Raw genomic sequence first — 13,083 nt, forward strand, 5'->3', positions numbered from 1 at the left:
ACGCGACGCCGGCCCCACCGGCCCTGGTTGCGCGGACGCTGAACCTCGGCTGACGTCACATCAGTAGCCGGCACATCCGTGGCCGGGACATCTGGGGAAGGGCGGGGGCGGTGCCTTCTCCGCCGTGGAGGCGCCGAAACGGCTCTCCTGGGTCCTTTTCCGGAACGGTTGGCGGAAAGCGTTCCTTGACGCGGGATTCGCGTCGGTAAATCGTGTGATCCGCTGCGCTCGCAGACGGGGAGCGGCGCAGGTCAGCGGGGCTTCCCCCCGGTACTTTCCCCGGTTTCCCCGGCCGTTACCCGGCCGCACCCCTTGGAGGACATGCCTTGTCCGGCGAGCAGCATCTGCTAAAGGTCTACAGCGACCGTTCCTACGTGCACACCACCACCGTGCGGCACCAGGGGACCACGGTCGCCCTGGCCATGGACGACCAGCGGCGGCTCGTCTACACCGTCCTCGATCTGGCGCGGCACGACGAGGCCAAGGGGGAGCTCGACGCGGCCTACTGGTCGGAGAACCCCCTTCCGCTGCCCTTCCCGTCCGAGATCACGGACCTGGGCTTCGCGGCCGCCGGCGCCACCGCGCTGCCGGTCGTCAAGCGCGGCGGCCGGGTCGAGGCCGCGCCCCACGAGCGGCTGGAAGAGGACGAGACCGACCCGTTCTTGTCCACCACCGCCCGGCTCACCGCCCTCGCCCCCTTCCACGCGCTGTCCGACGGCACCCACATCGTGGTGCTGCGCCAGTCCGTGGGGGCCGCTCATCCCGACGCGGTCCACAAGCTCACCGGCGGGGCCTCCTCCGGGGACCCGGAGCGTGCGGACTACGTCAAGGACGGTGCGGGTGCCAAGGTGCCGCTGGTCAGCGACACCCTCCTGTGCGACCGGTTCCTGCTCGTCGGCGGGGAGCTGAAGCCCGTACTGGAGGCCCGCTACCGGCGCAGCCGGCACAAGAACCGGCCGGATTCGGCCAAGGACAGCCTGGGCACGACGGACATGGAAGGCCGCCCGTTCCGCGAGCCGACCCAGGAGCTGTCGTTCGTACGGAACCTCTCCGGCGGGCGCTTCACCGCCCTGCTCGTCCCCACCGCCGTGCATGGGCGCCAGCGCTGGCAGGTGTTCGCGCACAACGACGCCACGGGCCGCGTCGACTCCTTCAACGTCGAGCAGGGCCGCGACGGGCTGTTCAACCTGCAGGGCACCCAGGCGTGGACGAGCCCCGAGCCCGCGTACCGCGACGCGGTGTACGAGAGCGGGCCCGGTACCTGCCCGTTCACCGGACAGCCGCTGATACCCGTGGTGAGCACGGAGGGGCACGCGGAGACCGCACTGGCCTTCGGCGAGGGCGATGCCCACGTGCGCGTCGCCGAGGGGCCGGAGCTCGCCGGCCGCGACTTCACCGTCGAGTTCTGGGCGCGGCGCACCGCGACGGGCCGCCAGGAGTTCCTCGTCGGTCACGGCGACGAGGACGGCGCCCCCCTGAGGTCCCTGCACATCGGCTTCCGCGAGGACGACCGCTTCACCTTCGCCTTCTACGCCGACGACCTCAACAGCGACAGCCCCGTCGCGGACACCGTCTGGCATCACTGGGCCTGTGTCTACGACCACAAGACCCGTCGGCAGACCGTCTACCGCGACGGCGAGGAGGCCGGCAGCCGCACCACCGGCGGCGACTACACCGGCGCCGGGGCCCTGCTGCTGGGCCGTGCCCTCCACCAGGGCGTCCGCGCCGAGCTCGACGAGGTACGGATCTGGGACCGCGCCCGAAGCGCCGATGAGATCGAGCGCGACAGGGGTGTCCGCCTCATCGGCAACGACCCCGGCCTCGTCGCCTACTACCGCTTCGACGAGGGCGCCGGCGCCCGTCTGCACGACCAGACCGACCACGCCCGCCACGGTGAACTGGTCGGCGGCCCGAAGTGGGTGACCTCCGAGGCTCCTGTGGGTGACCACCCCGGTGTCCGGCGGGACAGCTTCGCGGTGGCCGGCCGCACGGCCGTCTCCGGGCTCTCCGCCGTTCTCTACCACCAGCAGGAGGAGACCAGCACGGGCTATGACCGGGACCCGAAACCCGCCAAGAGGCAGGCCCGGGTGCTGCTCTCGTACGCGACCTCCGGCCCCGACCCGAAGTCCGGCGCGGTCACCGGGGAGTCGTACCTGGCGACGGTCGACTTCGGCGTGGGGCGCGACGGGCGGCTCGCCCAGATCCCGGACGAGCTGGCGCTGCCGGTGCTCGCCGCGCCGGAGGTCAGCGCGGACGTCGAGGCGATCAGCGAGCTGGACGGCCGGATCCGGGAGCTGGTCGGGGAGATCACGGCCAAGGAGGCCGAGGTCGCCGACCTCACCCGCAAGACCGCCGACATACCGGAGCTGGAGCGCCTCCGCGAGGGCTTCTACGGCCGGTGGCAGGACATCGCCGGCTGGACGTGCCGACTCCGCTTCAAGAACACCCGGGACGGCAAGCCGCAGTACCTGGCCGTGAAGGACGACGGTGCCGGGAGCGAACAACCGTTGATCAGGACCTCCGACAAGGAGGCGAAGTCGGCGCTGTGGGCCGTCCTGATTCCCCCGGGGGAGTCCTGGAGCGGGCCCACGCCCTACCACCTGCACAATCCGCACACCGGCAAGGACATGAACGTCGCCGGTGAGCGCCGGGACGACGACGCGCCCCTGATCGTGTGGCCGCGGAACGCCAGGGCCTGGAACACCCACTTCCATATCACTGAGCGGAGCGACGGCTACAGCACCGTCGTCAACCGGCACAGCGGCAAGGCGGTCTGTGCCCCCGACCGGCTCGGCGACCGCGTCGTCCAGTACGACACCGCCACGGTCACCGAGTCCGGCGAAGGGCTGATCGTCCTCGAGCGGGTCGCACTCCACGAGTTCGGGCACTCCGACATCCGCGATGCGGGCAGGCGCGTCGAGTCCCTCGACGCCCAGCTCGCCGAGCTCCGCCCCCAGCGTGAGCTGCTGGAGCGGCGGCAGCGGGAGATCGAGGCCCACCAGGCCGAGCTGAAGGCCAAGCGCGACGAGCTCGCCCGCCTCACCGGCGGTCTCAAGGGTGCGGACGACATCGCGCTGCCCATGCCGCAGCTCTTCCTCGACCGCACCGGTCTGAGCTGCTCGGGCGCCCTCCTGGCCTTCGCCCGCTCGGCCGACCGGCCGTACCTGCTGGACAGCGCGACCGGTAACGTCGTGCTCTACTTCCGCGGTTCCAACGGGCAGTTCTTCGCCGCCTACTACGACACCTCCGTCGTGCGCTCCTCCCGGCGGGCGGCTGCGGGCGACGGCACGGGGCTCACCTTCACCGCCCGCGACTCCGGCACCGACCTGGGTGCGGTACGGGTCCGGGTCACCGAAGGCGACGGGCCCGGCCTGTGTGACGTGAGTATCGAGCGGGGCGAGGAGAGCGAGACCTGGACGGAGCTGCCGCGCCGCGCCGCCGACTTCGCCGCGATCGTCAACGGGGCACCGGAGGAACCCGTCACACTGGGCGCGGTGAAGTCGTTCGACGCCACCGCGCGGCTGCTGTCCGGGGGCAAGGCCGGCGATGTCGTCGGGGGCGTCCTCCGGCTCGCCGAGGCCCTCACGGTCACGCTGCCGGCCCGTACGCCCGTCACGGTCGGCGGCCATCTCTACCTCACGGAGGCCGGTCACGCGCCGGGGGCCACCTCGCTCCGGCTGGGTGACGGCGAGGGCGGGCCCGAGCCCCGGCCCGGTGAGGCGGTCCAGCGGCTGCGCTACGACCACCGCCGGGCCGGCTCCAGCCACCCCGGGGTCCCGCTGTCCGCAGGCTCGCGGCTGGTGCTCGCCGACCCGGGTACGGCACAGGAGGTCCCGCTCGGCGAGGTGTCCGGCCTGGTCGCCGGGCACGGCTGCCGCTGGCGCGCGGACAAGCCGGGTCGGGCCTACTCCTTCGACGGACAGCAGAACATCCTCTCCCTGCCAAAGGAGCAGCTGGAGCGGGCCGCGGTGACCCGCGACCTGACCCTGGAGGCATGGATCAATCCCGAGCAGGTGTCCGGCGCGGCCAGGATCGTCCACGCCGGCACCGGCGAAGCCCCGTACACGCTGGGAGTGTTCGCCCCGGCCGCCGCCGACGTGCCCGCCCTGGACTTCGACGGCAAGAGCGGCGTGGCCATGACGGAGGCCGGCTTCAGCCTCGCCGGCCGGAGCTTCACGGTGGAGTTCTGGGCGCGGCGGAAGGTGGGCTGGCAGGCGCACCGCTCGCACTACGTCGTCGGCCACGGGGCGGCGCAGGGCAGTACGCGCAGGGCCCTGCACATCGGGTTCCGTGACACCGGCTCCTTCACGTTCGCGTTCTACGGTGACGACCTCAGCACCAACTACGGCTATGTGGACACCGACTGGCACCACTGGTCCTGTGTCTTCGACGCGGCCACCCGGGAGCAGGTCATCTACCGGGACGGCGCCGAGGAGGCCAGGCGGGTCGCGTCGGGCACCTACGACGGGGAGGGTCTCTTCAGTTTCGGCAGCCACTTCGCCGGGTGGGTCGCCGACTACGCCGCGGTGGAGATGGACGAGGTCCGCCTGTGGGGTGCCGCCCGCAGTGCCGCCGAGGTGCGGGGGCTGAAGAACCGCCGGCTGTCCGGCAAGGAGCCGGGGCTCATGGGCTACTGGCCGTACGCCGACCCGGCCGCCCGGGTCGGCGGCAAGCCCGGTGTCCTGGACCGGTCGGGCCAGGGCCGGCACGTCTATCTGCGCGGTGGCGTCACCACCGCGGCCGCGCCCGCCGCGCTCGACCGGACGGCGGAGGCGGCGTACCGTGTCGTCGCCGGGGTCGGCGAGCGGCTCGTGGCCACCCGCGACTCCTTCCCCCTGCACGAGTGGACGCACGTCGCGGCCGCCTACGAGCAGTCCTGGGCCGTCGCGCTCACCGACGGCGGCTACCTCGACGCCCCCGACAACGACGCCCTCGACATCCCCGACGACCTCACGATCGAGGTCTTCTGCCGCGTCGACGCCCTCGGCAGCACTCAGGGCCTGCTGTCCAAGGGCCGTGCCGCCGACGGCTCCGGCGGCAGCGTCCCCTACCGGCTGCTCGTGCTGCCCGACGGCAAGCTGGAGTTCGCCTTCGAGGAGCCGGGCGGGCGGCTCGTACGCCTCACCTCCACCGAGGCCCTGACCGCTGGAACGTTCCACCGGATCGGTGTCGTTCGCAAGGGCGGCCGGTCGATGCAGGAGAGCAAGGGCGACAAGGAGATCACCGCCGTCGGCGCGGACGGCAAGCCCGTCAAGCAGACCGTGGAGCTGGTGGAGTCCGTCGCCGTCCAGGAGTGGCAGGACATCCGCTTCCACATCGACGGCCGCGAGGCCGGTACCGCCCGCTACGCGGGCCCGGGCCCCAAGGGCAACACCGGCACGCTCGACATCGGCCGGGTCCGGGAGGGAATGGAGACATACGGCTTCACCGGTGTGATCGCCGAGGTCCGGCTGTGGGGTGCGGCGCGGGACGCCGCCCAGCTCGGCGCGCCCGTCTCGGCGCGTGACCGGGGCCTGACCGCGCACTGGCGGTTCGAGGAGAACGCGGGCAACACCGCCGCCGACGCCACCGGCTCGCACGTCCTGCGGCTGCGCGGTGCCCGCTGGACCCGCAACCCCGACCCGCGCGGCAGCGCCTTCCGGCTCTACCGCAACGGCGTCTCGGTGGCCTGCGACCCGCTGGAGTCGGCGGACTTCGCCGACTACGGCGACACCCAGTTCTCCCTGGGCGCCCGGACGAAGGAGGACGGCCGGCCGGACCAGGTCTTCCACGGCGTCCTGGAGGACGTGCGGATCTGGCGCACCGCCCGTACCCAGGAGCAGGTTCTCGACAACCTCTTCAGCCGGCTCGGGGGCGAGAAAGCGGATCTGATCGCCTACTGGCCGTTCGACCGGGACTCCACCGACGAGGCGGCCGCTCTCGTGCGGGACGAGGGGCTGCGCGGCAACCATCTGACGCTGCGTGACGGCGCCTTCCGCCCCGCGGCCGTGCTCTCCACGGCGCCGGTCTCCACCGATACCGCGCAGGTCCGCTCGGCGCTCGCCGCGATGCGTACCCCCTTCCACGAGACGGTCACCGGTTCGCCGGCCGTCGCCGAGTACGCGGACATGCAGTACACCGCCAAGGGCGAGGCGTTCGGCGTCCTGAAACGGGCGTACGGCTACCTGCGGGACGGCCGCTGGTACCTGGTCACCGGCTACAAGGTCGGTGACCTGGTCAGCGAGTGGGTCAGCCAGGTGCAGTTCGACCCGCAGCTGATCGGCTACGTGGAGGGTGCCCCGCCGGTGCCCTCGGAGAACCTCACGCCCAACACCGTCGACCCCGACCGCGCGACCTACGACGGCATCGCGTCGGTGGAGTTCACCCAGGCCGAGGAGGTCGTCCACTCGCTGTCGTCGGCCAAGGAGCGCAGCGTCGACGCCGCGTTCGGCTTCGCGCTGTCGAACGAGGTCGACGTCGACATGTGGATGATCACCGCGCCGCTCGGCTTCGGCGTCGCCAAGTCGATGGTGAAGGCGAAGGTGTCGGCGGGCGTCCGGGGCAGCCTGGAGTTCTCCAACAGCTGGGCCGAGGAGACGTCCGTCTCGCAGGGCGAGAACACCTCCCGGGCGATGAAGGTCGACCTCTCCGGCAGCTGGGAGGACCCGCTCAAGCCCCTCAACCCCTCCCTGGGCCGCCGCTACGTCCCCGTCAACACCGGCTTCGCGCTGGTCCAGTCCCAGACCGCGGACGTCTTCGCGCTGCGGCTCGCGCACAGCGGCGCCCTCGTCGCCTACCGCATCCAGGCCAACCCGGACATCCCCAAGGACTGGAACGTCGTCCCGTTCCCCCTCAACCCCCGCTACACCAAGCAGGGCACGCTCGACGGCACGGTCGGCTACGACGAGCGCGGCAAGGTCACCGACCCCGACTACGCCGCCGCCCGCGGCCACGGCGAGTACAGCTACTACAAGCCGCGCGAGGCGTACGCGATCAAGCGGCGCATCCAGCGCGAGCAGCAGCGGCTGCGCGGCTACTACGAGTCGGTCTCCACCGAGACCCACGCTCCCGACCCGACGGCCGAGCGGGCGGGACGGGTCCTGGGCGGCGCGATCGGCGGCGACACCTCGCCCGGCGCGGGGCGGGAGACCGCGGGCAGCTCCACCGGCGAGGGCTTCTCCCGCCGCGACCTGGTCAACACCTACGTCTGGACGGCGGACGGCGGCTTCTTCGCCGAGACAACGGAGACGACCGACGCCGTCAGCGAGACCACGTCCGGCTCGTACTCTCTGTCCGGCTCCATGGGCGCCTCCGTGGGCACGTCGTTCGACGTGATGGGCATCGGGATCAACGCACAGCTCGACGCGTCGGTCGGCGGCGGCATGTCCGTCACCCGGGCGCGGGGCAAGGAGGCGACGCGCTCCTTCGGACTGAACGTCACCTGCTCGCCGTCGGGCAACGTCCAGCAGTACGACTCCCAGCGCAAGCCGGTCTTCGACGCCGACGGCAAGCCCGTCAACGCGCCCGGCAAGGTGGACGCGTACCGGTTCCTCAGCTTCTACCTCGGCGAGGACACCGAGCACTTCGACACCTTCTTCCACAAGGTCGTCGACCCGTCCTGGCTGGAGAACGGCACCGACCCGAACGCGGCCGCGCTGCGCCAGGCCCGCCAGTCGGACCGCAAGCCGCCGTGCTGGCGCGTGATGCACCGCGTCACCTTCGTCAGCCGGCTGCTGCCGCCCGTCGCGGCCGACGGCGCCGCCCCGCTGGAGCGGACGATGCGTCAGCTCGACCTGGAGAGCAACTACGAGCTCGTCCGGCGCCTCGACCCGTACGTCAAGGGCGCGGCCACCGGACGGGCCGAGCTCGCCCAGGCCGTGCGCGGCGCTCTCGCGGCGCACCTGCCGGAGCTGAGCCCGCACGCGGAGGAGGTGACCGGCTTCCTCGCGCAGTACTACGGCGTCGAGAGCTGATGCCGCAGGTGGCCGCGTCTGAGCGCGGGCTCTCTTCCGGGACATCGCTGCTGAGGCGCGCCACCGCCCTGACGCCCGGCCGGCTGAGGGCGTAGCGGCCCCGGACGGCGGGTGGTGATCAGCCCGGGGGTCTCCCGGCACCGGCGGGTGCCGGGAGACCCCCCGGCGGCTGATGACCAGGATGCGGATCGGCCCCCCGTCGTGTGCGGGGTGGGCCGTGCCGCGACGTGGCCGCATCCGTACGGGGTGGGTCAGGGCTTCCGGGCGGGGTTTGCGTCGGTCGTAGTAGGTGCGGGAGGCGGGATCACCCAGGGCAGCGAACGCGGACAGGAACATCGCGCGCTTGAGCTGCCGGTTGCCGCCTCTGGGTGCGTGTTCGCCGTGGATCGAGGTGCCCGACGACTTCGAACCTGATTTCAATCCTGAGCTGTGCGTTTGCCCAGCTCAGGATTCGAACAGAGGCGGCTTGGGTTGCTCCGGTGACGCCGTCGATGAACTGCGGGCCGCGCTGGACGCACTGCGCGGCAGTACGGGTGATCTGATCGAGGCGGCGGAGGACCATGACCTGTCGGCGGCGACAACGGCAGCCGGCCGGGTCACCGTGGACGCGGGCGTCTTCGTGACCGAGATCCGCCAGGCGCCGCTGAGAGCCTCGCCTGACCCCCCGCGCCGGAAGGGTAAAGGGTGCCGTCCAGGTGACATGTCACGCCCCTGGGCGGCACCCGCACGACCACCATCACCCCACATGCCGCACGGGGGCGGCCGGTCGGCTGGCCCGGCCATCCGCCCCGTGCGGCCGGGTCAGACGATGGGCTGGAGCAGGTTCGGGGCCTGGATGACCGTCTCGCCTCCGGGGCCGGTCAGGTCGATGGTGCCGTCCGAGTCCGCACCGACCAGCCCCAGGACGGTGAAATGGACGGCTGCATTGGCCGGGGCAGCCATCGCCGCGGAACCAACAGTGAGCAAGAGGGCGGCGGCGAGAGTGGCGGCAGCACGCTTGAGAGAGGTCACACAGTCCTCCTGGGCCGGTCACACACGGATGGTGACCGTGTTCTTTCCGCCGCACTGTCCGATAAACGACACCACCCATCTGGGCCAGAGCGCGAAAGCGCGAGGCAGCGCCCGCACATGACGAGCGCCGGCACACACCCCACCCACCGGCGCACGCCGTCCCTGCCGCGCCCCCCTGGACTCCCGATGGAGCCAGCCTCAGGCAGGCCGAGGCACGATACTCACCGCACGGTAGTCGCAACCGTCCTGTTTGAAGCCGGGGACTTCCCACATGAGGTCTACCCGCTGCCCGACCCATTGCGGCAGAGACGGGTGCGAGGAGCCGCGCGACCTGCGGGTCGAGAGGAGACAGGGCGGCCGCGAGCATGTCCATGACCTTCAAGGCCAGTAGAACCGGGGCGGTTCAGGCGGCTGTGACGGGGTTGCCCGGCCATGGACGAGGTAGGGCGGGATGGACGGTCGGGCGAGTGAGGCGCCGGGTCCTCAGCCGGATCGCCGCGAGGTTGATCATCGCCTCGGAACTCTCGGGCAGCCGTTTCCCGCGGTCGTGACCCCGGCTGTCCTTGCCGACGGTCTCGGACGCCTTGACGGACCGGGAGTCGAGCACGCGGTAGCCACCGCGTGCGGGGACATGCCCATCGCGTGGCGGACCTCGCGGCGACCTGCTCGTCCGACGCGAGATCGTGGATCGCTTCCACCTTCTCCTGGACCGACCGTGGCGTGCCTACCTGCCAGTCCACCAGCCGCCTCGCCGCGTCCCCCGTCCGCTGCGGCTTCCCCGTGCACGGACGCCGGGCCGAGGGCGTCTCGTTCGAGATCCACGGCATCCTGGAGAAGCTGGACGAACGCTTCGAACGGGTCACGAAGCCGCCCCGGCATACAAGGTCAACGCATATGCATACGAAGCCTGTTGACGATGGCCGACGAGTTCTCGTCTCGGTTCATCACCCACCCATCAGCCGTGTCAACAACCCTTCAGGTCAATACACCCAGGTCGCTCCTCCAGGGCCGCAGGGGAGCCGGGCCCCTATCGCTGACCTGGAGGGCGACCGTATCGCGTTGCTCAGCTCAGCATGAGGCCCACTGGGTTACTGCGGTGGTGGCAGCGTAGACACTGGGTTCGAAGGTGCCGTTGGCTGTCCAGTCGACTTGTTTGCTCGCCCACATTGTGGGGCTGTCGTAGGTGCCGGTGGTGAACAGGGTCTGGCCCGAAGAGTTCTTCAGCTGGAAGCGTGCGTGCCAGATATCGCCGCTGAAGGTGTGGTCGGTCCAGGTCCGTGCGCTGAAGGTGAGCTTGCCGTCCGCGTAAAGGCGGAGCCAGCCGCCGGTCTGGTGGCAGTCGCCGACCTTCAGGTCGGGCCAGGTCCACCACTTGTAGGCGGTCGCGGTGGCGGCTCCGGGCCGGGTCTCGCCGGCGGTTCCGGAGCGGATGGCGTTGCTGGCGACAGGGTTCTTGCCTGCCTGTGGTGGCTGGGTACCGGCCGGTGGCTGGCCTGGCTGCGGTGGCGGTGGCTGGGTTCCTTGCGATGGCGGGGCGGGCGGCTGGCCCTGCGGCGGTTGGGTTCCCTGCTGCGGCGGAGCGACCGCGCCGGGGGCGGAGCCGAACCTGACGGCCAGGGCCTGGGCGCCGGTGGGTGCGTCCCATGTGGCGCCGGTACCGACGAGTTCGCCCCATCCCCCGCCGCATGATGCGCTGGCGTAGAGGAAGGCCGTGTCGGTGGTGTCGTTGGAGAACTTCACCGCGCCCCCGGTGAGCGCCAGGCAGATGTCGCTGGGCGGGTCCTGGCCCTGGATGCTCTGCCCGGACGGTGTGACGTAGGTGTAGGTGCCGGATGCGGCCTGCGCCCCGGTGGGCAGCATGGCCAGCGCGAGTGCGGTGGCGGCGACGACGGTTCTGGTGAAGCGGCGCAGTACTCGTTGCGCTCTCAACGATCCCCCCTCTTCTGGTGTTGGGTTAGCAGCTTCCGCACGGGAACTCGGAGAACCACGGCTGCGAGCAGACCATGCCGTCGCAGTCCTGACAGAACTGCCCGCACATCAGGGTGTGGCTCGGAGCGTCGCAGCGGGAGGTGCCGGTGGACTGGCAGACCGGCACCATCAGGTGGACCTTGTGGCCAGGCCTGACGGCCGCCGCCCGGCGGGCGAGCTCGAGGGGGGCCTGCTCCTTGGTGAAACAGTGCCGCGCCACCGCCCGTTGTGGTGCCGGGGCAGCGGCGGCATCGGCGGCTGCGGTCGCCGGCACTCCCATGGCGAGGCCAGCAGCGAAGAGAGCCGATACGGCTCTACGAAGGGTCAGCATGCCCTTCAGACTGCCCATCATCAAATCACCCATTCACCACGGGAATAGGTCACATAATCAGACCTGCGCCGGTGAGGCGACGGCTGCGGCCACCCACAACCCACAGCCGCGTCAACAGCCTTGGCCACCCTCATGGGCGAATCGCGTGGATACCAGTGTTATGCCGCTGACATCCCTGCCGTCCTGGACGCATCCCGCGACCAAGGGGGCGGCATGCGAAGCGGGAGGCGGCTCATGCGGCTTTCACGACGCACCACCCCAGTAACGCCCCACTCGCAAGACACGCACCGTACCTGCCACCCCGGGCGGGCTCTTCGCGCGCAGCGTCGGGGGTCGCTCAGGGCTTCAGTGTTTCAGGCAAGACTTCAGTGAGTGCTTCAGTGTTTCGCTCATAACTTCAGTGCCGTCTCGTGTACGCCGGCCCCGTAAGTAGCCGCTTTCCGGCGTCTGGTGGGCTGGCGGCGAGGCGTGGTCTGTGCTGGGTGCCAGCTGGACGAGGTGCGCTTGCGGGCACCTCGCACCGGGTTGCGGGCGGAATGACGACTGCGGCCGCATTCGGATGTTTGCGCCGTTGTGGCTCGTGTGGCGGGCAGCCACATGCGTCCGCGCGGCGCGAAGTGGCGAGTGCGCCTTGTCCACGGCAGGCTCCGGAGCCTGCGGGTGCCCTTGCCCGATGGGGCGCGCTTCCGCTCGGCGCGCCAGGTGCTGTGAGCGCGCCGCGCACGCGGCCGGTGCCGGATTTCGTGATCACTCGGGCCGTTCCGTCACTCCGCCGCCCAGGTCCCCGCGACGGCGCCCGACGGCGGCACGAACGCCTGGTCGTCCCTGGTCTGTTGCACCCACGGGTAGTACACCGCCGCGTACGACAGCCGGGCGGTGTCGATGCCCCTGGCGGAGACGGCGTCGGCCGGCTGCGCCGCGACTGGACCGTCCGCCAGCTCGGACGACCCGCGAAGTAGAACCAGGCCCCAGTCAGACCGCGCCCCAGGGCCTGACGGGGGGCGCTGCCCCGATAGGGGCCCGGCTCGCCGCCCCCTGCGCGAGAGGCGACGTCTCTCTACACCCTTCCCATGTGCGGGAGTTGGCGTATGGGGTACGGTGCCCGCATCAGGTTGCTTCGTGCCGGAATCGAAGCGACCCCCGGAAGGTGCGGCAAACACCGACACGGGGGTCTACACCACGAGGAGAGTGGAGCTCCCCGGGATGCTCAGGCAGGTTATCGCGCCTGCGTCGTTCTTCACGCAGGTGTCCAACGAGATCATTCGCCATCCGCGTCTGTCGTCGGACGCGGTGCGTCTGCTGACCTGGCAGCTGTCACTGCCGCAGGGCGCCGATCAGCCGCTGTCGAAGACCGCAGAGCGCGCAGGGATCAAGCGGGCCGGCTTCATGTGCGCCAAACGCGAGCTCACCGCCGAAGGCTTCCTTCACGAGTGGCGGCTGCAGAACGCGGCCGGCCGGTGGTCGACCACGCAGTTAATGTCCAGCGTGCCGCTGTCCGTGGACGACGCGGCCCTGGTGCGGGACGGAGGTCCGGCGGGCGGGGTCCCGGCCGCCGGTGGACCGGGAAGCCGGTCCACCGGCCGTTCCCAGCAGAACACCAAAGACAACACCACCAACCCTCCCACCCCACCCTCCACCCCGCCCTCCTCTCCGGGCAAGCAGGCAGACGCCGCGGCTGCGGCACAGCGGGAGGAAGAGCCCCTTCCCAAGGTGGCGGCAGCACCGCAGACACCGGCCCCGCCCCTTCCGACACCATTGGTCGAGCGGGGAGCACTTGCCCTCGCAGCGATCTCCCACAGCGAGCGACAACTCCAGCTCTCC

General features: G+C 71.1%; 5 protein-coding genes and 3 pseudogenes. 1 reads left to right on the forward strand and 7 read right to left on the reverse strand.

From position 1 onward, the window contains the following. The first annotated feature begins 326 nt into the window (after nt 1–326). The gene (locus ACH427_RS27975; protein ID WP_398873786.1) at nt 327–7,952 is read left to right on the forward strand and encodes a LamG-like jellyroll fold domain-containing protein; all 7,626 of its coding nucleotides are present in this window, start codon (nt 327–329) and stop codon (nt 7,950–7,952) included. A gap of 270 nt (nt 7,953–8,222) precedes the next feature. Here ACH427_RS27975 and ACH427_RS27980 read toward each other — a convergent pair. The 7 genes and pseudogenes from ACH427_RS27980 to ACH427_RS28010 form a co-directional block, all read right to left on the reverse strand. Further along, nucleotides 8,223–8,354 (reverse strand): annotated as a pseudogene (locus tag ACH427_RS27980) (IS110 family transposase); the annotation flags it as partial. A gap of 399 nt (nt 8,355–8,753) precedes the next feature. Further along, nucleotides 8,754–8,963: a hypothetical protein gene (locus tag ACH427_RS27985; protein ID WP_398873788.1), complete on the reverse strand. Its 210-nt coding sequence runs from the start codon at nt 8,961–8,963 to the stop codon at nt 8,754–8,756. 198 nt (nt 8,964–9,161) lie between these two features. Beyond that, nucleotides 9,162–9,254, reverse strand: a pseudogene (locus ACH427_RS27990) (cold shock domain-containing protein); the annotation flags it as partial. 112 nt (nt 9,255–9,366) lie between these two features. Then, on the reverse strand, nt 9,367–9,570 hold the full coding sequence (locus ACH427_RS27995; RefSeq protein WP_398873866.1) for a hypothetical protein: 204 nt from the start codon (nt 9,568–9,570) through the stop codon (nt 9,367–9,369). A 46-nt stretch (nt 9,571–9,616) separates the two neighbouring features. Beyond that, nucleotides 9,617–9,790, reverse strand: a pseudogene (locus tag ACH427_RS28000) (DUF6192 family protein); the annotation flags it as partial. Between the two features lie 241 nt (nt 9,791–10,031). Next, nucleotides 10,032–10,892 (reverse strand): DUF6294 family protein, encoded by an 861-nt coding sequence (locus ACH427_RS28005; RefSeq protein WP_398873790.1) that lies wholly within the window; start codon nt 10,890–10,892, stop codon nt 10,032–10,034. A gap of 25 nt (nt 10,893–10,917) precedes the next feature. Further along, nucleotides 10,918–11,262 carry a hypothetical protein gene (locus tag ACH427_RS28010; RefSeq protein WP_398873792.1) on the reverse strand — a complete coding sequence of 115 codons (345 nt, stop codon included), beginning with the start codon at nt 11,260–11,262 and terminating at the stop codon, nt 10,918–10,920. Between the last annotated feature and the right edge of the window lie 1,821 nt (nt 11,263–13,083).

Source organism: Streptomyces sp. NPDC020379, from assembly GCF_044387105.1.
In the GTDB taxonomy this organism is placed as follows: Bacteria; Actinomycetota; Actinomycetes; order Streptomycetales; family Streptomycetaceae; genus Streptomyces.